Raw genomic sequence first — 18,544 nt, forward strand, 5'->3', positions numbered from 1 at the left:
GGAGAGCCGACGGGTGCAACATAGGGTGTCTTGCCCCCTGCATGAACCCTTTCATCGTGCAACAGCGGGTTACAGGCGGCACTTATTGCGCCGGACCGCCGGCGGGGCGGAACAAAAGGGGCGCGGGGGACAGCCCCGGCAGACCGGCACGGACGATCGCGGGCAGGTCGGGCGGCCAGCCGCCCCCCCCTGGCGCATGGCCGGAACACTGCCAGCGGCCGTCCCAGGTGGTGCCGCGCCATTCCGGGACCACGGCGGCCGGTTCGCGGGCCAAGATACCGGATGGGGTGAGCACGGCGCCGGCCAGGGTGCCGTGGCCGCGGGCCAGCAGGCCGGCGACGCCCATCGCCGGGGGTGGGTGGATGGCGCCGGCGATGGTGCGCAGCGCGGCCGAGAGCGCCGCGCGGGCGGTCGCGTCCTGGCCGAGGGCCGCCCGGTCCAGCCGCGCCCAGCCTTCGGGGCGGAAGGCGACCGACTGGGCGAGGCGGGTGGCGACGGCGGCGGCGGTGGCGGCGCGGCGATGGGCGTAGCCCGCGGCGATGAAGGACAGGGCTGCCGCCATCGGCCCGTCCGGGTCCATCGCCTGGCGCAGCCGGGCGCGGGCGAAGCGGGGGTCGGTGTTGGAGGCATCGCGGATGGGGGCCAGGCCTGCGGCGGCACAGACAGCCTCCAGCCGCGCCGGGGCGATGGACAGCAGGGGGCGGAGGATCAGGGCCTCGGGCGTCGCGCGGACCGGGGCCATGCCGGCCAGCCCGTCCGGGCCGCTGCCGCGCAGGGCGCGGAAGGCGACGGTCTCGGCCTGGTCGCCGCGATGGTGGCCGAGGAGCAGCCAGGGGGCGCCGGCCGCGTCGCAGGCGGCCAGCAGGGCCGAGAGGCGCGCGGCGCGGGCGCGTTCATGCAGGCGGGGGCCGGGGGGTAGGCCGAGGGGCAGGATCTTGGCCGGGATGTTTTGGCCGCGCAGGAGGGCGGCGACGCTGGCGGCCTCGGCATCGCTGCCGGGGCGGAGGCCGTGGTCCACGACCAGGGCCAGAAGCCGCCCGCCCCGGGCCAAGACCCAGTCGCGGGTGAGCAGGGCGAGGGCCAGGCTATGCGGGCCGCCGGAGACGCCGACGGCCAGGTGCGGCGCCGCCCCGAATGGCCCGAGCGGCGCCATCAGGGCGGCAAAATTCATTGCAGGATGTCGAAAGCCGCCAGGGCGTGGACGCGCATCACGGCGGCGAGTTCATCGACCAGCACGTATTCATCGGCGCCGCCCATGTTGAAGGGGGTGGGGCCGTAGACCACGGTCGGCAGGTCCTCCATGCGGAACCAGCGGGCGTCGCTGCCGCCGACGCGCATGTTGACGGCGACGGTGGCCGACAGGATTTCCTCGGCCACGCGGTGGAGGGTTTGGACGACCGGGTTCGCGGGGTCGGTGTGGTTGGGTTCGAACTGGCGCAGGGCGCGCCAGGTGATGCCGGGCAGCGGGTCCAGCGCGGCATGCAGGGCGGCGCCCAGGGTCGCGCCCGACACGCCGACCGGCAGGCGGATATCGGCGGTGGCGCGGGCGCTGGCGGGGACCAGGTTGGGGGCGGTGCCGCCCGACACCTGGCCGATGTTGACGGTGACGCTGCCCAGGACCTGGGATTCCCCCTCCCCCGACAGCGGCTCGCTGATGGGGCGGGATGCGGCGATGGCGGCGGTGACGCCCGGGGGAGCAGAGACAGGCAGGGCGCGTAGGCTGCGCAGGACGTCGAGCGCCACGGACAGGCGGTCGATGGCATTGTCGCCGAGATGCACATGGGCGCCGTGGGCGGCGCGGCCGGTGGCTTCGACCTCCAGCCACCAAAAGCCCTTTTCACCAAAACGCAGGACGCGGGGGCTGCCGGCGTCGCCGATGATGGTGGCGTCGCCCCGGGCCTCGGGGATGTTTTTGAGCAGCCAGGCGGTGCCGAGGGGACCCATGCTTTCCTCGTCGCCGGCCAGGGTCAGCACCGCCTGCCCGGCCCAGTCGGCGCGGTGTTCGGCAAGCAGGGCGAGGGCGACGATGGAGGCGGCGATGCCGCCCTTCATATCGGCGGCGCCGCGGCCGTAGAGTTTCCCGCCGCGCAAAAGGCCGCCGAGGGGCGGGACGGTCCAGGGCAGCGCCTCGTTGACCGGATAGGTGTCGAGGTGGCCGTTGAAGACGACGCGCTTGCCGGGGCGGGCGCCGTGCACGATGGCGACCAGGTTGGTCACGTCGGGGCCGGTCGGATGCAGGGTCAGCGTCGCGGAAGGGATCAGTTCGGAGACGATGGAGGCCGCTGCCTCGGCCGCCGCGCGCACATCGCCGGGGGGGTTGGGCGAGGCGACGGCGATGAGTTTCTGGGCGACGGCGACCACTTGGTCGGTGCGGGACAGCGCGGCGGCGATGAAGTTTTGGCGCGCGGTCATCCCAGGATGTCCAAGCTGTGTTGGCCAAGGGTGGGGGCGCCATGGCCCATGGGCGGGCGCTGTCCGTCGAAGGAGACGGGCATGGCGACCAGGGTCGCGGCACCGTCGCTGGTTCGCGCGAGCATGCCGAGGGCGGCGGTCTGCGGATCGGCCGCCAGTTCCTGGATGGTGTTGATGGGGGCGCAGGGCACGCCGGCGGATTCGAACGCTTCCAGCCAGGTCTTGCGGTCGCGGGCGGCGAGCAGGGTGCGGATGGCGGGCAGCAGATCGTCCTTGTGCAGCAAACGTGCGCGATTGGTGGCGAAGCGGTCGTCGGCGGGCCATTCGGGGCGGCCGACCACGGCGCAGAATTTCTGGAACAGCCGGTCGTTGCCGCAGCAGATCAGGAAGGGCGCATCGGACGCGTCGAAGGCTTCGTAGGGCACGAAGTTCGGATGCCCGCTGGCGTGGCGCTCCGGCGGCTTCTGCTGGTTGACCCAGGCCGAGAGTTTCTGGCCCGCCCAAAGGGTCGCGGTTTCATACAGGCTGGTGTTCACGATGCAGCCGCGCCCGGTTTTTGCGCGCTCGGTCAGGGCCGAGAGGGCGCCGATCACCGTCCACATGCCGGTGCCCTGGTCCACCACGCTGGCGCCCATGCGCACGGGCGGGCCATCGGGCGCGCCGGTGATGGCGGAGAGGCCACAATAGGCTTGCAGCAGGGGTTCGTAGCCCGGCCGCCCGGCCATCGGCCCGGTGTGGCCGAAGGCGCCCATCTCACAATAGATCAGGCGCGGATGCAGCGCGGTCACGGCGGCGCCGCCGATGCCGAGGGTTTCGGCGGCACCCGGGCGCATGTTGTGCAGCAGGATATCGGTGCTGGCCAAAATGCCGTGCAGGGCGGCGACGCCCTCCGGTGTCTTCAGGTCCAGCACGACGCTGCGCTTGCCGCGGTTGAATTCCCAAAAGTTCAGGGCGTCGCCGTTGCGGAAGGCGGGGCCCATGCGGCGCGCGTCATCGCCGCCATCGGGTTTTTCCACCTTGATCACATCGGCGCCGAGGTCGGCGAAAATCGCGGCAGCAAAAGGGCCGGAGAGGACCTGGCCGATTTCGACCACGCGCAGCCCGGCCAGCGGTGTGTTGCTCATTCCACGGGAATGCCGGCGGCGGCGACGACGGATTTCCAGCGTTCGATATCCTCGGCGACGAAGCGGCCGAAGTCGGCGGTGCCGAGGGCGCGCTGCGTATTGCCGTCGGCCAGGTAGCGCGCGGTGGTGGCGGGTTCGACCATGATCTCCAGCAATTGGGCGGCGAGGCGGTTGACGATCTCGGTGGGCGTGTTGGCGGGGGCAAAGACGCCGTTCCAGGTCAGGATTTCATAATCGGGCAATCCCGCCGATTCCGCCACGGTCGGCACATCCGGCGCCATGGCGAGACGTTCGCGCGAGGTGACGGCCAACGCGCGCACGCGGCCTTCGCGCACCTGCGGCATGGCGGTCGTGGTGTCCAGGAACATCGCCTGCACATTGCCGGCGATGACATCGGTGATGCCCTGCGGATTGGCGCGATAGGCGACCATGTTGAAGGGCACGCCCGCCATGTGGCGGAACATCTCGGCAGCGACGCGGGAGGAAGCGCTGCCCCATGCCACATCCAGCCCGCCGGGCTTGGCGGCGGCGGCACCGGCCAGGTCGCGCATGCTGCGGATCGGCAGGTCGTTGTTCACCACGACGAAGAGCACCCCGGTGCCGAGCAGCGCGACCGGCATGAAGTCGTTGATCGGATCGTAAGGCAGGCGGCGGAACAGCGCCGGATTGCTGGCATGCGTCGTATTGGCGGTGAAGAGGAAGGTATAGCCATCTGGCCGCGCCCGCGCGACGGCCTCCGACGCCAGGAACCCATTGGCGCCGCCACGGTTCTCCACGACGACGGGTTGGCCCAGGCGGCGCGAGAGCGGTTCGGCGAAAAGCCGCGCACGCAGGTCGGTGGCGCTGCCGGCAGCGAAGGGCACGATGAAGCGGATCGGGCGGGCGGGCCAGACCTCCTGCGCGCTGGCCGGGAGTGCGAGGAAGGGCAGCGCGAGGGCGGCGCGGCGGGGGATCATTCCGCGGCCTCGGCGCGGCGATAGGCGTTCAGCGATCCGGCCTTCATCAGCCGTCCGTTCAAGGGCCGCCCGATGATGCGTTCGGCCAGGCGCGCGCAGCCGATCAGCGCATCGAGATCGACGCCGGTCTCGATGCCCAATTCCTCGCACAGGAACACCAGGTCCTCGGTGCAGACATTGCCCGCGGCACGGGAATCGCCGTGGCCCGCGAAGGGGCAGCCGCCGAGGCCGGCGACCGAGCTGTCGAAGAGCGCCACGCCCATGTCCAGCGCCGCCGCGACATTGGCGAGGCCCAAGCCGCGCGTGTCGTGCAGATGCAGGCCGAGCGCGGTCTCCGCCGGCAATTCGGCGCGCACCAGACCGACCAGGCGGCGGATCTGGTCGGGATTGGCCCAGCCCATGGTGTCGGCGAGGTAGAGTTTCGGCAGGATTTTTCCGCGGGAGGTGCAGAGCTCCACGGCGGCGCGCGCCATGCGCACGACCTTCTGGGGGGCGATGGGGCCTTCCTTGTTGCAACCGAAGGCGGCCATGACCATCGCCGCTTCGACGGCGATGCCGGCCTTGTCGTACAAATCCATCCAGGCGGCTTGCTTGTCCAGCATCTCCTCCGCGCCGCAGCCATTGTTCTGGCGGGCGAAAGCATCCGATGCATAGAGGCTGATGCGGCCGGTCAGGTCGACATTGGGGCAGGCCTGGGCGCGGAAGAACCCGGCCTCGTTCAGCCAGAGCCCGGTGTAGTGCACGCCGGGTTTCTTGCGCAGGGCAGCGAAGAATTGCTCGCTGTCGGCCATTTGCGGGACGCGCTTGGGGCTGACGAAACTGGCGACCTGGATGTGCTTCAACCCGGTTTCGGCCAGGGCCTCGACCAGGCGCACGCGGTCTTCCAGCGGGAAGATCTGCGGTTCGATCTGGAAGCCTTCGCGGGGGCCTTCCTCACGGATGTCGATTTTCTTCGGCCTGTCGGACATGGCTTCCCTCTCCTTGCGATCAGGGTCGGAGCAGCGGTTGTGGATGTCAACCATTCGCGGCCGGATGCGTGGCCAGATGCGTGGCCAGATGCGTGGATGGACGCGCCCGCGCCGCACCGGCAACATGATGTGCCGAGGGCACAAGCATGGACGATACCACGGCGGCCGCCGCGCTTCTGGCGCGGCTGGTCGCCTTCGATACCACCAGCCGTAACAGCAACGCCGCCCTGATGGGGTTCGTGGCGGAGGGGTTGCGCGCGCAGGGTGTCGCGGTGCGCGAACAGGTCGATGCCGCGACGGGCAAGGTCAATCTGCACGCGATCATCGGACCGCGCGTGGCGGATGGCATCGCGCTGTCGGGGCATGTCGATTGCGTGCCGGTGGATGGCCAGGCCTGGCTGGCCGATCCCTTCGTGCTGCGCCGGGAGAACGGCCGGCTGATCGGTCGGGGTGCTGTGGATATGAAGGGGTTTTGCGCCTGCGTGCTGGCCTCGGTGCCGATGTTCCTGGCAGCGGGGTTGCGACGGCCGGTGCATATCCTGCTGACCTTCGATGAGGAAACCACGCTGGCCGGGGTGAAGCTGCTGGCGCCGAGTCTGGGGCAGGATTCGCCGCCGCCGGGGGCGGTGATCGTGGGCGAGCCGACGATGCTGGCGCCGATGCCGGGGCATAAGGGGATGGCGTCGTGGAACGCCTCGGTCACCGGCGTCACCGGCCATTCGTCGCGCACCGACACCACCGCCAATGCGCTGCATGCGGCGGCGGAGGCGGTGGCCTGGCTGGCGCGCGAACAACGTCGCCTGGTGGCCGAGGGCGCGCGCGACGCGCGCTACACCCCGCCCTATAGCACCGCGCATTGCGGCACCTTCGCCGCCGGCACGATCATGAACATCGTGCCCGACCGCGCGGGGTTCGCGTTCGAGTTCCGCACCCTGCCGGGCGATGCGCCTGGGCCGATGCTGGCGCGGCTGCAGGCCTTCCTGGAGGCCGAGGTCCTGCCCGGACTGCGGGCGGTGGATCCCGCGATCGAATTCACCTTCGCCGAACGCTGCGTCTGCCATCCGCTGGACCTGCCGGACGGGCATCCGCTGACGGGCTTGCTGGAGGGGCTGACCGGCCAGGCCGCGGCCGCGCGGGCGAGTTACGGCACGGAGGCCGGAACCTTCCAGCGGGCCGGCATCCCGGCCATCGTCTGCGGCCCCGGCAGCATCGCCCAGGCGCATCTGCCGGAGGAATGGATCGCCGAATCCCAGGTCGCGGATTGCATGGGGCTGATGCGCCGTGTCGCGGGGCACCTGGCCGCGTGAAGGCCACGTCCCTGCCCGACCTGACCGTGCGGATCGCCATGCCGGACCTGCGGTCCTGGCTGGGCGGCACGAACCTGCCCGGCGTGATGAGTTTCACGGCCAGCGCGCCGGGGCCGCATGTCGCGCTGGTCGCGCTGATGCATGGCAATGAGATCGCCGGCGCCATCGTGCTGGACGGCCTGCTGCGGCAGCAATTGCGCCCGGTGCGGGGGCGGCTGTCCTTTGTCTTCGCCAATCTGCTGGCGGCGTCGCGCTTCGACCCGACGGACCCGACCGCCAGCCGCTTCGTCGAGGAGGATTTGAACCGGGTCTGGGCCATCGAGGCGCTGGAAGGCCCCCGCCGCAGCGCCGAATTGCGCCGGGCGCGGGAATTGCGGCCCTTCTTCGACACCGTGGATACCTTGCTGGACCTGCATTCGATGCTGTGGCCATCGGATCCTTTGCTGCTGTGCGGCCAGACCGACCGGGCGCTGCGGCTGGCGCTGGCGATCGCCGCCCCGCCGCTGGTGGTGGCGGACCAGGGCCATGCGGCCGGGCGGCGGTTGATGGATTACGGCCGCTTCGGCGCGGCCACGGGCGATGCGACGGCGCTGCTGGTGGAAGGCGGCGCGCATTGGCAGGCGTCGACAGTGGAGAGCCTGGCGACGACAGCCGACCGGTTCCTGGGATTGTCGGGCGTGCTGGACCGGGCGCCGCCCGCCCCGGCGCCCGCTGTGCGCCAGGCGCGGGTGACCATGACGGTGACGGCGCGGACGGATGACTTCGCCTTCCTGCAACCGGTGCGGGGGGGCGATGTGGTGCCGCGGCGGAACACGCTGCTGGCACTGGATGGGGATGAGGAAATCCGCACCCCCTACGACCACTGCCTGCTGGTGATGCCGTCACCGCGCGCGCGGGCGGGGCAGACGGCGGTCAGGTTGGCGCGGCTGGAGGTGTAGCAATATTGGGAGGTTGCGCCGTGGAAGGGGCTTCGCCCCCTCCAGACCACCCCCACCAGGGGCCGCCGCCCCTGGACCGGCGGGATGTATTGGCAGAATAAAGAGAGGGGCATGGCGCGCCATTGGCCAATGGAAGGCGCGTGACGCCCCTCTCTTTATTCTGCCAAATCGCGTGGGTTCCAAGGGGCCACGGCCCCTTGGTGGGGAGAGTTTGAGAGGGGCGAAGCCCCTTTCAAGGCGCGACTTGAGCAATCAGCGCGTCAGAACTCGACTTCCAGTTCCTCGATCTCTTCCGGTTCGACCAGGGCCTCGGCCACCCATTCAGCCATGTCGGGCCAGGTCATGATCTGGCGGCAATAGGCGGTGCAGATCGGGTCAAGTTTCACGTCATAGGTCAGGATACGGGTGGCGACCGGGGCGAACATCGCGTCGGCTGTGGTTCGCCGCGTGCCGAAGAGCCATGGGCCGCCGTGGGTCGCCAGGCAGTCGCGCCACATCTCGGTGATGCGGTCGATGTCCGATTGCGCGCCGGACCAGACCGGGAAGCCCGGGCGATGCGCCTTGAGGTTCATCGGCAGCGATCCGCGCAGGGCGGTGAAGCCCGCGTGCATTTCGCCGCAGAGCGATCGGCAATGGGCGCGGGCGGCGCGGTCGGATGGCAGCATGGCGGCGTCGGGAAAGGTTTCGTTCAGGTATTCGGCAATGGCCAGCGTGTCCCAGACCTTCAGCCCGTCGTGTTCCAGCCTGGGAATGCGAATCGAGGAGGCGCGCAGCAACAATTCACGCCGCGCATCCGGATCATCCGAACCCAGGGCTTCGATGGTGCAGGCCAAGCCCGAGAGTCGCACGAGCAGAAAGCCGCGCAGCGACCAGGACGAGTAGTTTCGGCTGCTGATCAAAAGACGTGCCATACTGTCCCGCCGGTTCAATGCATGGGCGATTCCGCCATGTCGTTGCCCTGATGGCAAGCACGGGATCGCGTTGCGCTTGACGAAACCGATGATCCAATGCGTGATTGCATACGATGTATGCAATTTACCAGGCGCAGGCTGACCTGCTTGACCCATTTCGCGTCGCCGCACGCGGCGCCGCCGATATTTTGCAGAGCTTGGACCACGGGAAGGCCTCGCCCTGGCCCCTGCCCGCCTGGTCGCTGCGACGCACCGCCGCGGCGCTGGAGATTTTCGGCACGGCGGCGCCCACGCACAAACGGCCGGATTTCGCCATCACCGAGGTGAAGTCGGGCAATGCCACGCTCGCTGTGCGGGAGGAGGCGACCTACGCCACCCCCTTCGGCACCTTGCTGCATTTCGCCAAGGATGACGCCCCGCCGCAGCCCAAGGTGCTGATCGCGGCCCCCATGTCGGGGCATTTCGCGACGCTGCTGCGCGCGACGGTGGCGACCATGCTGGCCGACCACGACGTCTACATCACCGATTGGCACAATGCGCGCGACGTGCCGCCATCGGCCGGGCGCTTCGGCTTCGACGAATACACCGCCCATATCATGCGTTTCATCGAGGAGATGGGGCCGGGATCGCATGTGCTGGCGGTCTGCCAGCCCGCCGTCGCGGTCCTGGCCGCCTGTGCCCTGATGAACGAGGATTCCAATCCCGCGACGCCGCGCAGCGCCACCTTGATGGCCGGGCCGATCGACACGCGCATCAGCCCGACCCAGGTGAATGTGCTGGCGCAGTCCAAGCCGATCGAATGGTTCGAACGCAACCTGATCGGCACGGTGCCCTGGCGCCTGCCGGGTGGTGGGCGGCGGGTCTATCCGGGCACGACGCAATTGACCGCCTTCCTGTCGATGAACCTGGACCGGCATACGAATGCCTATCGCGACCAGTTCCGCCACCTGGTGGATGGCAATGCCGATGGCGCCGCGGCGCATCGCAAATTCTACGACGAGTACCTGGCGGTCATGGATTTGCCGGCCGAGTTCTTCATCGAAACCGTGCAGCGCGTGTTCCAGGACCACGACATGCCGCTGGGGCGGATGATGTGGCGTGGGCGCCTCGTGAACCCCGGCGCCATCCGCCGCACAGCGGTGATGACGGTCGAGGGCGAGCGCGACGACATCTGCGCGATTGGCCAGACGATGGCGGCGCTGGACCTCTGCACCAATCTGCGGCCGGCCTACAAGAAGCATCATCTGCAGACGGGTGTCGGCCACTATGGCGTGTTCAGCGGCCGGCGGTGGAACCAGGAGATCTACCCGCAGGTGCGGGATTTCATCGGGGCGGTGAACGGGGCGCGCGGGGTCTAGTCCACGCCTGCCAGGACCCGCGCCACACTTGCCGCCATCGCCTCCGCGGCCGGTGGCAATCGCCGCCCGCGCCGTGACAACAGCGCGATCCGCCCGCCCGCCAGCAGCCGGTCCGCCAGCAGCCGGTCCGCCAGCGGCACCGCCTTCACCCGGCCCAGCGCCACATGCAGTGCCAGCAACTGCGGCGCCATCACCGCGACGCCACGCCCATCGGCCAGGAAGGCCGCGGCGACATGCGGCGAATTCGTCTCCAGCATCGGGCGGATCATGACCCGTGCCGCCCGGCAGGCCAGGTCGAACAACTGCCGCGATGCCCCGAGGTGCGATGGCGCGACCAGCGGAAACCCGGCCAGTGCCGCGAGCGTCAGGCGCGGTGCGCCGGCCAGCGGGTGCTGCGGCGCCAGCATCACGGCAAAAGGTTCGGGGGCGGAGGCCAGGACCTCGATATCCGGATCGGGCGTCGGGTTGAAGGCGACGCCCAGGTGGCAGTCCCGTTCCCGCAGCGCCGCCAAGGTCGCATCCGACCCGGTCACCGAGATATCCAGCGTCACCGCCGGATAGGCGGCCGCAAACCCCGCCAGCGCCGCCGGCAGGCCGGATGAGGCGAAGCTTTCCACCACCCGCAGCACCACATGCCCGCGCCGCACGCCGCGCAGCGCATCCAGGTCGGCGCGCAGCCGTTCGGTCAGGTTGGTCGCCTCGCGCCCGTGGTGCAGCAGGATCTCGCCGGCCGGGGTCAGCGCGACGCCGCGCGCGCCGCGTTCCAGCAACTGGGCGCCAAGGTCCTCCTCCAACTGCTGGATGCGGCGGCTGATCGCCGATTGGGCCAGGTGCAGCACGGCCGATGCCTCCCGCATCGACCCCGCCTGGGCGACCGCCAGGAAACAACGCAGGCCTGCTGGAATCATGGGCATTTCCTGAAGAGGCGATGCCATTCAAGCATCATGCTGCGCGATATTTGGCGCTTGTTCGATCACCGTCAACGGTCTGCATTGCACCGCACAAGAGGAGTCTCGCGATGCGCATCGTCGACCAGCCGACCCCGAGCCGCCGCGCGATCCTGGCCATGGGGCTCGCCGCCCCCTTCATCGCGCCCGCCGCGGCGCAGGGGGCGTTCCCCTCGCGCCCCGTGCGGATCATCGTGCCCTCGGCGCCGGGTGGCAGCCTGGATATCCTGGCGCGGCTGATTTCCCGCCACCTCGGCGATCGGCTCGGCTGGTCGGTGCCGGTGGAAAACCGCAGCGGTGGCGGCGGCAACATCGGCTTCGACGCCGTCGCGAAAAGCCGCCCCGATGGCTACACGATCCTGATCGGCAGCGATCCGCTGACGGTGAATCCCAGCCTGTTCCGCGACATGCCCTTCGACCCGCTGCGCGACCTGCAACCGCTGACCATGATCGCCACGCTGTCGCAGGTGCTGGTGGTGCATCCCAGCCTGCCGGCGGCCGATTTCCCCGCCTTCGTGGCGCTGGCGAAATCCGGCAGCATGCAGATCAACATCGGCACATCCGGCACCGCCTCGCCGGGGCACCTGACCATCGCGCAACTGGGCCATGCCGGCGTGCCGCTGACCCACGTGCCCTATCGTGGCGCCGGGCCGGCGGCGCAGGATGTCGTCGCGGGCAATATCCAGGCGGGCATCTTCACGCTCCCCGCCGCGCTTGGTTTCGTGCGCGATGGGCAGATGCGGGCGCTGGCGATCACCTCGTCGCGCCGCTCCCCCTTCGCGCCCGACCTGCCGACGATGTCGGAGGTCGTGCCCGATGTCGTCGTCGATTCCTGGCAGGCGCTGTTCTTGCCGAGCGGCGTGCCGCCGGAGGTGTCGCAGCGCCTGCACAATGAAATCACCACGGTGATCCGGCTGCCGGAGGTCGATGCCTTCCTCAAGCAGCAGGCCTTTGAACCGGCGCCCGGTTCGCCCGAGGACCTCGGCGCGCTGATGCGTGCCGAAATTCCGAAATGGCGGCGCGTCGTGCAGGCCGCCAACGTCCGCCTCGACTGACAGCCTCCAGGCCGCAGTTTTTTGTAAGGCTCGCGCCGTGCGGGCCAGGAAGGGAAACACATGTCCAGAGAACCGGTGTTGTTCAACGAGTCCCGCATGCGCGCGATGATGGATCGGCGCGGGCTTGACCTCGTCATCCTGCGTGGCGTCGAGAATTCGCGTTATGTCAGCGAGTTCCTGCACAATGGCGGCAACCTCGGCTACCGCCCCTTCTGCGTCTTCTACTTCCGCGATCCGGCGAAGAAGCCGGCCTTCGTGGTGCCCGCCGTCGACCTGCACCTGGCGATGACGCTGACCTGGATCGAAGACGTGCGCGCCTATGCCATGGCGGAATTCTTCACCGATATCGACACGCATTTCTACGTGGACTTCGCCAGCGCCGCGAAGGCGATCCTGGCCGAGCGCGGCGTGTCCGGCATGAAGGTCGGCACCGAGGGCGACAACCTCACCTCCGGCTTCCGCACGGTCCTGGACGGGTTGCTCGAAGGCAACACGATCGAGGATATTTCCTTCGAGATGGAAATCGTCCGCATGGTGAAGACGCCGGAGGAAATCCGCCGCCTGAAGCTCGCGACCGAGATCACCGTCAAGGCGCATGCGAGTTTCCGCGACGCGATCAAGCCAGGCGTGAGCGACCTCGACCTGCACAAGGCCGCCTGCTTGCGCATGCTGAACGAGGGCGCCACGGCGGTGAACTTCATCAACACCGGCGCCGGCCCGGCCAATGCCTTCGCCGCGCATGACCCGTTTCCGCGCGGCTACGTGTTGCAGTACGGCGACTTCGTGAAGGTGGACATGGGCGCCCAGGTCATGGGCTACTCGGCCGACTTCGTGCGCTCCTACTTCATCGGCGAAGCCTCCGAACGCCAGCAGGAGATCTGGAAGCGGTTGAACGAGGTGCAGTTGGAACTCGGCCTGTGGATCAAGCCCGGCGTCACCGGCGGCGAAATCTTCGACCGCGGCTACGCCCAGATCAGCCGCTATCTCAACAAGTTCCCGCGTGAATTCTTCGGCCATGGCATCGGCCTGGGTAGCCATGAACAGCCGCGCATGAACGCGGTGAACCGCACGGTGGTGGAACCGAACTCCGTGCTCTGCGTCGAATTCAGCTACTACCACGACGGCGTGCGGCACCACACGGAAGAGACATTCCTGATCAAAGACGACGGCGTCGACCATTGGACGGCAGGCTGCCCGACGGAGTTGATCGTGGCGGTTTGACAGGTTGCGCTGTGGAGAGGGCTTCGCCCCCTCCACGCCTCCCCCACCAAGGGGCCGTGGCCCCTTGGAACCCACGATGTTTGGTAAAAGGAAGAGAGGGGCATGCAGTGCCCTGGATCAAAGGGGCTCCCTTGACGCCCCTCTCTTCCTTTTACCAATTCCGCCGGTCCAGGGGCGGCGGCCCCTGGTGGGGTGAGTTTGAGAGGGGCAAAGCCCCTCTCAAGGCGCCGCCCCCCTAAACCGTGAACTGCTCCGCGATCACGCGTTCCGACAGCCCGTGGTCCGGGTCGAAGAGCAGGGTCAGTGTCACCTCGCGGTCTTCGCGCACTTCCACGCGGACGACTTCGCGCACTTCGGTGAAGTCCGCCACGGCGGCGACGGGGCGTTTGTCGGCTTCCAGCACTTCGAAGACCACGCGGGCTTCGGCGGGCAGCAATGCGCCGCGCCAGCGGCGGGGGCGGAAGGCGCTGATCGGTGTCAGGGGCAGCAGGTTCGCGGAGAGCGGCACGATCGGGCCATGCGCCGACAGGTTGTAGGCGGTGCTGCCGGCGGGCGTCGACACCAGCACGCCGTCGCAGGACAGTTCCGCCAGCCGTTCGCGCCCGTCGACCAGGATGCGGATTTTCGCCGCCTGGCGGGTTTCGCGCAGCAGGCTGACTTCGTTGATGGCCAGGGCTTCGTGGGTCGTGCCGTTCACGTCCAGTGCGACCATGCGCAGCGGGTGCAGGGTCGCGGCCTGGGCATCGGCCAGGCGCTGCGGCAGATCGGCCTCGTGATAGGCGTTCATCAGGAAGCCGACGCTGCCGCGGTTGATGCCATAGACGGGTTTGGCATGGCCCATGAAGCGATGCAGCGTTTCCAGCATGAAGCCGTCGCCGCCCAGGGCGACGATGACATCGGCCTCTTCCGGCGGGGTGTCGCCGTAAAGCGCCACCAGCCGCGCGCGCGCGGTTTCCGCGGGCGGAGAGGCGGAGGCGAGGAAGGCCGCGCGTGGAGGGATGGTCAGGCGGCTGTCCTCGCGCTGGCGGCCGGTTCGCCCGGCACCAGGCGGCGGTGTTCCAGCACCGGCATGTCGCGCCGGATGCGGGCGGTCAGGCGGTTGTCGATGGGCGCGGTGACGAAGCCGACGCCATCCGACGCGCGGGCGACGACATGGCCCCAGGGGTCGCAGATCAGGCTGTGGCCATAGGTTTCGCGCGGCCCCTTGGGTTCCGCGTGGCGGCCCCAGGTTGCCGGGGCGACGAGCCAGGATTGGGTTTCGATGGCGCGTGCGCGCAACAGGGTGTCCCAGTGGTCCTTGCCGGTGGCCAAGGTGAAGGCGGCGGGCAGCATGATCACGTCGGCGCCGCGCCGCCGCAGGTCCAGGAAGAGTTCCGGGAAGCGCACGTCGTAGCAGATGGCGCAGCCGATGGTCAGGTCCTCGGCCTGGTAGGTCACGACCTCCGACCCCGCGCGATAGGTGTTGCTTTCGCGATGCCCGGTGCCGTCGGGGCGGGTGATGTCGAACATGTGGATCTTGCGATACCGCGCCAATTCGCGGCCGTCGCGGCCGAAGGCGACGGTGGTGTTGAACAGTTTTTCGCCGCCGTCTTCGCCGATGCTGCCGCCGTGGATGAAGATGCCGTGCTTGCGGGCGAGGGTTTGAATCAGCGCATAGGCGCCGTTCGGATCGGCGCCCAAGACCTCGGCGGCGGCGAAGCGGGTGGCGCGGTCGCCGCCCAGGCAGGTCCAGATTTCGGGCAGCACCACCATGTCGGGGCGGTCGGCGGCGACGGCGGATTCGATCAGCCGTTCGGCGGCCAGGAGGTTGGTGGCTTTGTCGTGCCCAGGGTTCATCTGGATGGCGGTCACGCGCATGGCGGGCACTCCAAGAATGGGGTCAGCGACCGCCGCGCGGCCAGTCCATGCGCGGTTCGGCGCGTGACTCCGGCCGTCCGCCGCCGCGCGTGGCGCCCGGATAGGCGGCCGGGGGCGGGATGGGGGGGGAGGCGCGCGGCCCCTCGCTCTCCTCGCGCATCGGGCGGATGGTCGGCGGCGGTTCGGCCCAGCCGTCGTCCGGCGCGATGCGGCGGCGCGGGGCGGATTCCGGCAGGCGCATGGCCAGGGTGCGGAGTTCGGCCTGGATTTCGTCGAGCTGTGCCTCCAGCCCCTCCATCCGGCCCTTCAGCCCAAAGACCGAGAAGGGCATCAAGGCAAAAGCGAGGACGCAGAGCACCAGCAGCAGCAGCACCAGAAGCCCGGTCCAGTCCGGCAGGCCCGGCACCGCGAGGCGCGTGACAAGTTCGGCCATGTTCAGCCCCCCGTGACGCTCATGTGGCGCGCGACGGCCGGCGCGCGGGCGCGGCCGATGATGAAGTCGTGGCCCTTTGGCTTGCGGGCGATCGCCGCCAGGATTTTTTCGCGCAGCCCGTCGTCGTCCAGGTCCGGGTCGCGCAAGGGCGCGCGCAGGTCGGCCGCGTCATCCTGGCCCAGGCACATGTAGAGCGTGCCGGTGCAGGTCAGCCGCACCCGGTTGCAGGATTCGCAGAAGTTGTGGGTCATCGGGGTGATCAGGCCGAGCCTGCCGCCGGTCTGCGCCACATCGTAATACCGCGCCGGCCCGCCGGTGGTGTGGCCGCTGTCCGTCAGGGTCCAGGTTTTCGCCAGGCGTTCGCGCACCAAAGACAGCGGCAGATACTGGTCGGTGCGGTCGCCCGAGATATCGCCCATCGGCATCGTCTCGATCAGGGTCAGGTCGAAGCCGTGCTCGCCGCACCAGGCGAGCATGCGGTCGTATTCCTCCTCGTTCACGCCCTTCAGCGCGACCGCGTTGATCTTGACCTTCAGCCCGGCGGCCTTGGCGGCGAAAATGCCGTCCAGGGTCGGTTCCAGCTTGCCCCAGCGGGTGATGGCGGCGAATTTCTGGGGGTCCAGCGTGTCCAGGCTGACGTTGATGCGGCGGACGCCGGCGGAATACAGGTCATCCGCCATCTTGGTCAGTTGGGACCCGTTGGTGGTGACTGTCAGTTCCTTCAGCCCCCCGGCGCCGATCCGGGCGCCCAGGTTGCGGAACAGGGAGATGACGTTCTTGCGGACCAGCGGTTCGCCACCGGTCAGGCGGATGCGTTCCACGCCCAGCCCGATGAAGGTGCCGCACAAGCGGTCGAGTTCCTCCAGCGACAGGACTTCCTTCTTGGGAAGGAAGGTCATGTCCTCCGCCATGCAATACACACAGCGGAGGTCGCAGCGGTCGGTCACCGAAACGCGGAGGTAGGAGATCCGCCGACCGAAGGGGTCGAGCATGGTGGGAGTCCCTTTGGCGCCAATAAGGCACGATTTGGTCCGGAACCCCCTCCCCCCGCAAGGGCCAGCCTATAGAATCCCCATCAGGCGGCCCGCAGCCGGGCCAGGAAGGCGGTCATTTCCTGGCGCAGGGTACCCGACTGGGCGGCGACCTCGGCCGAGGCGGTGCGGACCTTGGCGGCCGTGCCGCCGGCCTCATCCACCCGGGCTTCCACCGTGGTCATGGCCTGGGAGGCGGCTTCGGAGCCACGGGCGGCCTCGGCCACGCCGCGGGCGATTTCGGCCGTGGCCGCACCCTGTTCCTCGACCGCGGCGGCGATGGAGGAGGCGATGTGGTCCAATTCGCCGATGGTCTGGCCGATGCGGGCGACGGCGGTGGCATTGCCTTCGGCGGCCAGGCGGATTTCCTCGATCTTGCCGCCGATCTCCTGGGTGGCGGTGGCGGTCTGGGCGGCCAGGGCCTTCACCTCGCTGGCGACGACGGCGAAGCCCTTGCCGGCCTCGCCGGCGCGGGCGGCCTCGATCGTCGCATTCAGGGCCAGCAGGTTGGTCTGGCCGGCGATGTCGCTGATCAGGCGGACCACGTCGCCGATGCGGGCGGCGGCGGCGGTCAGTTCCTCCACCTGGCGGGTGGTGGAGGCGGCTTCGGACCGGGCGCGGGTGCTGATGGCGGTGGATTCGGCCATCCGGCGGGAGATTTCGGCGATCGAGGCGGCCAGTTGCTCGGCCGCGGCGGCCGCGCCCTGGACGTTGGTCGCCGCCATGTCACCGGCTTCGCGGGCCGTGCCGCTTTGGGTGCGGGTGTCGCCGATGGCCTGGGCCATGCTGTCGGCGGCACTGGTCATGCCGGTGGCGGCCTGGGCCAGGTTGTTGGCGATGCCGCCGACCGTGGTTTCCAGCCCGGCGCCCAGGCTTTCCAGCAGCGCCTGCTTTTCGATGGCGGCGGTCTGGGTGGCGCGTTCCTGGGCGGCCTCCATCTCTCGCATGCGCAGGGTATTGGCGCGCAGCACTTCCAGCGCGCCCGCCATGGCGCCGATTTCGTCGCTGCGGCCGGCGCCGGGGATGGGCTGGGCCGCATCGCCGGCGGCCAGGGCCTCGGTCCGGCCGATCAGGGCGCGGATCGGCTTGGCGATGCCGCGCGCCAGCACCAGGCTGCAGCCCAGCGCGATCAACAGCGCCAGCCCGGCGCTGCCGAGCAGGATGCCCTGGTCGCGCGCCAGCCCGGCCGCGGCCCGGGTCTGGTCCAGCAGGATCTCGGCGACGGCCGCCGGCTGGCCGGCGTAGTCGGGCAGGGTGACGGTGATGGCGAGGAAGGTCTGGCCGCCGCGTTCGATCAGGCGGCGTGCCTGGGTGCCGCCCAGCGACGCGTCCAGCTCGGCGGCGTCCAGCAGCCCTTCGGGACGGGTGCCGCTGACCTTGACCATGCGGCCGTCCTGGCGGGCGTGGATCAGGACGTCGGCGCGCACAGCCTCCTGGATGCGGGACAGCAGTTCGGGCCCGACGATGGATTGGGCCATGGTGACGCCGACCGTGCGCCCTTCGAACATCACCGGGGCGACCGCCGCGGCCAGCAACCCGTCGCGGCCATAGGCCAGGCCCAGGGAGACGCCGCCGCCGCTGCTGGTCCGCACCACGTCGCGGCGGCGCTGCGCCACGTCATCGACGCGGTCCAGGTTGGCGGTGGAGCGGTATTGCAGCATCGCCGGCGGCGTCATGATGCCCATCATCCCGATCAGCCGCTCCGGCGCCAGCGAGGCCTGCACCGGGTCGATCAACGGCGGCATCGCGTTGCGATCGACGCGGCGCGTGGCGTCCACCACCCCCGGCATCGCCGCCAGGGTGCGGGCGATGCTTTCCAGCCGCGACAATTCCAGGCTGAAAATGGTCTGCAAGGTGCGCGAGATGCGGTTGGCCGACGCGTCGGTCGCGGCTTCGTGCCGTGCCTCGGCCTGCACCCAGGCGACGGAGAGCAGCCCCAGGGCCATCGCGGCCCCCATGAGCATGAAGGCGATGACGAGGCGGGACTGGATCGTCTTGAAGCGGGACATTGGGCGGCATCCGGAAA

At 69.6% G+C, this 18,544-nt stretch carries 17 protein-coding genes; 5 read left to right on the plus strand and 12 right to left on the minus strand.

The genetic code is table 11. The features are described from left to right. Nucleotides 1–82: 82 nt before the first annotated feature. From tilS to ACQW02_RS22955, 5 genes are read right to left on the minus strand one after another with little or no spacing between them, the layout of a single operon-like run. Complete coding sequence (tilS, locus tag ACQW02_RS22935) at nucleotides 83–1,171, minus strand: tRNA lysidine(34) synthetase TilS (protein ID WP_431282229.1); 1,089 nt, start codon at nucleotides 1,169–1,171, stop codon at nucleotides 83–85. Next, entirely contained in the window at nucleotides 1,168–2,412 is a 1,245-nt protein-coding gene (locus ACQW02_RS22940) for a M20/M25/M40 family metallo-hydrolase (RefSeq protein WP_431282230.1), read from the minus strand. Before ACQW02_RS22940 ends, tilS begins: the two co-directional genes overlap by 4 nt. Beyond that, on the minus strand, nucleotides 2,409–3,536 hold the full coding sequence (locus ACQW02_RS22945) for a CaiB/BaiF CoA transferase family protein (RefSeq protein ID WP_431282231.1): 1,128 nt from the start codon (nucleotides 3,534–3,536) through the stop codon (nucleotides 2,409–2,411). Before ACQW02_RS22945 ends, ACQW02_RS22940 begins: the two co-directional genes overlap by 4 nt. Continuing rightward, nucleotides 3,533–4,492, minus strand: coding sequence for a Bug family tripartite tricarboxylate transporter substrate binding protein (locus ACQW02_RS22950; RefSeq protein WP_431282232.1), 960 nt, complete (start codon nucleotides 4,490–4,492; stop codon nucleotides 3,533–3,535). Before ACQW02_RS22950 ends, ACQW02_RS22945 begins: the two co-directional genes overlap by 4 nt. After that, on the minus strand, nucleotides 4,489–5,460 hold the full coding sequence (locus ACQW02_RS22955) for a hydroxymethylglutaryl-CoA lyase (RefSeq protein ID WP_431282233.1): 972 nt from the start codon (nucleotides 5,458–5,460) through the stop codon (nucleotides 4,489–4,491). The genes ACQW02_RS22950 and ACQW02_RS22955 overlap by 4 nt, the downstream gene beginning before the upstream one ends. A 146-nt stretch (nucleotides 5,461–5,606) precedes the next feature. Here ACQW02_RS22955 and argE point away from each other — a divergent pair, with 146 nt between their 5' ends. Next, entirely contained in the window at nucleotides 5,607–6,767 is a 1,161-nt protein-coding gene (argE, locus tag ACQW02_RS22960) for an acetylornithine deacetylase (RefSeq protein ID WP_431282234.1), read from the plus strand. After that, nucleotides 6,764–7,705 (plus strand): peptidase M14, encoded by a 942-nt coding sequence (locus ACQW02_RS22965; RefSeq protein ID WP_431282235.1) that lies wholly within the window; start codon nucleotides 6,764–6,766, stop codon nucleotides 7,703–7,705. The genes argE and ACQW02_RS22965 overlap by 4 nt, the downstream gene beginning before the upstream one ends. A gap of 260 nt (nucleotides 7,706–7,965) precedes the next feature. On the opposite strand, the gene ACQW02_RS22970 is transcribed toward ACQW02_RS22965, so the two are convergent. After that, complete coding sequence (locus ACQW02_RS22970) at nucleotides 7,966–8,616, minus strand: glutathione S-transferase (protein ID WP_431282236.1); 651 nt, start codon at nucleotides 8,614–8,616, stop codon at nucleotides 7,966–7,968. A gap of 113 nt (nucleotides 8,617–8,729) precedes the next feature. Here ACQW02_RS22970 and ACQW02_RS22975 point away from each other — a divergent pair, with 113 nt between their 5' ends. Further along, nucleotides 8,730–9,974, plus strand: coding sequence for a polyhydroxyalkanoate depolymerase (locus ACQW02_RS22975; RefSeq protein WP_431282237.1), 1,245 nt, complete (start codon nucleotides 8,730–8,732; stop codon nucleotides 9,972–9,974). Here the strand turns inward: ACQW02_RS22975 and ACQW02_RS22980 are convergent. Continuing rightward, nucleotides 9,971–10,882, minus strand: a complete 912-nt coding sequence (locus ACQW02_RS22980) for a LysR family transcriptional regulator (RefSeq protein ID WP_431282238.1) — start codon at nucleotides 10,880–10,882, stop codon at nucleotides 9,971–9,973. The two genes, ACQW02_RS22975 and ACQW02_RS22980, sit on opposite strands and share 4 nt — an antisense overlap. Nucleotides 10,883–10,992: 110 nt before the next feature. Here ACQW02_RS22980 and ACQW02_RS22985 point away from each other — a divergent pair, with 110 nt between their 5' ends. Both ACQW02_RS22985 and ACQW02_RS22990 read left to right on the plus strand, forming a co-directional pair. Further along, the gene (locus ACQW02_RS22985) at nucleotides 10,993–11,976 is read left to right on the plus strand and encodes a Bug family tripartite tricarboxylate transporter substrate binding protein (RefSeq protein WP_431282239.1); all 984 of its coding nucleotides are present in this window, start codon (nucleotides 10,993–10,995) and stop codon (nucleotides 11,974–11,976) included. A 60-nt stretch (nucleotides 11,977–12,036) separates the two neighbouring features. Then, nucleotides 12,037–13,197, plus strand: coding sequence for a M24 family metallopeptidase (locus ACQW02_RS22990; protein ID WP_431282240.1), 1,161 nt, complete (start codon nucleotides 12,037–12,039; stop codon nucleotides 13,195–13,197). A 235-nt stretch (nucleotides 13,198–13,432) separates the two neighbouring features. Here the strand turns inward: ACQW02_RS22990 and ACQW02_RS22995 are convergent, their stop codons facing one another. The 5 genes from ACQW02_RS22995 to ACQW02_RS23015 all read right to left on the minus strand — a co-directional run bounded on the left by ACQW02_RS22995 (nucleotide 13,433) and on the right by ACQW02_RS23015 (nucleotide 18,527). Beyond that, a complete protein-coding gene (locus ACQW02_RS22995) occupies nucleotides 13,433–14,197 on the minus strand; it encodes an NAD kinase (RefSeq protein WP_431285962.1) in 765 nt (254 codons plus the stop codon). A gap of 2 nt (nucleotides 14,198–14,199) precedes the next feature. Beyond that, nucleotides 14,200–15,054: a carbon-nitrogen hydrolase family protein gene (locus ACQW02_RS23000; RefSeq protein WP_431282241.1), complete on the minus strand. Its 855-nt coding sequence runs from the start codon at nucleotides 15,052–15,054 to the stop codon at nucleotides 14,200–14,202. Nucleotides 15,055–15,076: 22 nt separating this feature from the next. Continuing rightward, a complete protein-coding gene (locus ACQW02_RS23005; RefSeq protein ID WP_431282242.1) occupies nucleotides 15,077–15,487 on the minus strand; it encodes a hypothetical protein in 411 nt (136 codons plus the stop codon). Between the two features lie 2 nt (nucleotides 15,488–15,489). After that, nucleotides 15,490–16,479: a GTP 3',8-cyclase MoaA gene (gene moaA / locus ACQW02_RS23010; protein ID WP_431282243.1), complete on the minus strand. Its 990-nt coding sequence runs from the start codon at nucleotides 16,477–16,479 to the stop codon at nucleotides 15,490–15,492. An 83-nt stretch (nucleotides 16,480–16,562) separates the two neighbouring features. Next, nucleotides 16,563–18,527, minus strand: coding sequence for a methyl-accepting chemotaxis protein (locus tag ACQW02_RS23015; protein ID WP_431282244.1), 1,965 nt, complete (start codon nucleotides 18,525–18,527; stop codon nucleotides 16,563–16,565). Between the last annotated feature and the right edge of the window lie 17 nt (nucleotides 18,528–18,544).

Source organism: Humitalea sp. 24SJ18S-53 (assembly GCF_050632385.1).
Taxonomy (GTDB): Bacteria; Pseudomonadota; Alphaproteobacteria; order Acetobacterales; family Acetobacteraceae; genus Humitalea.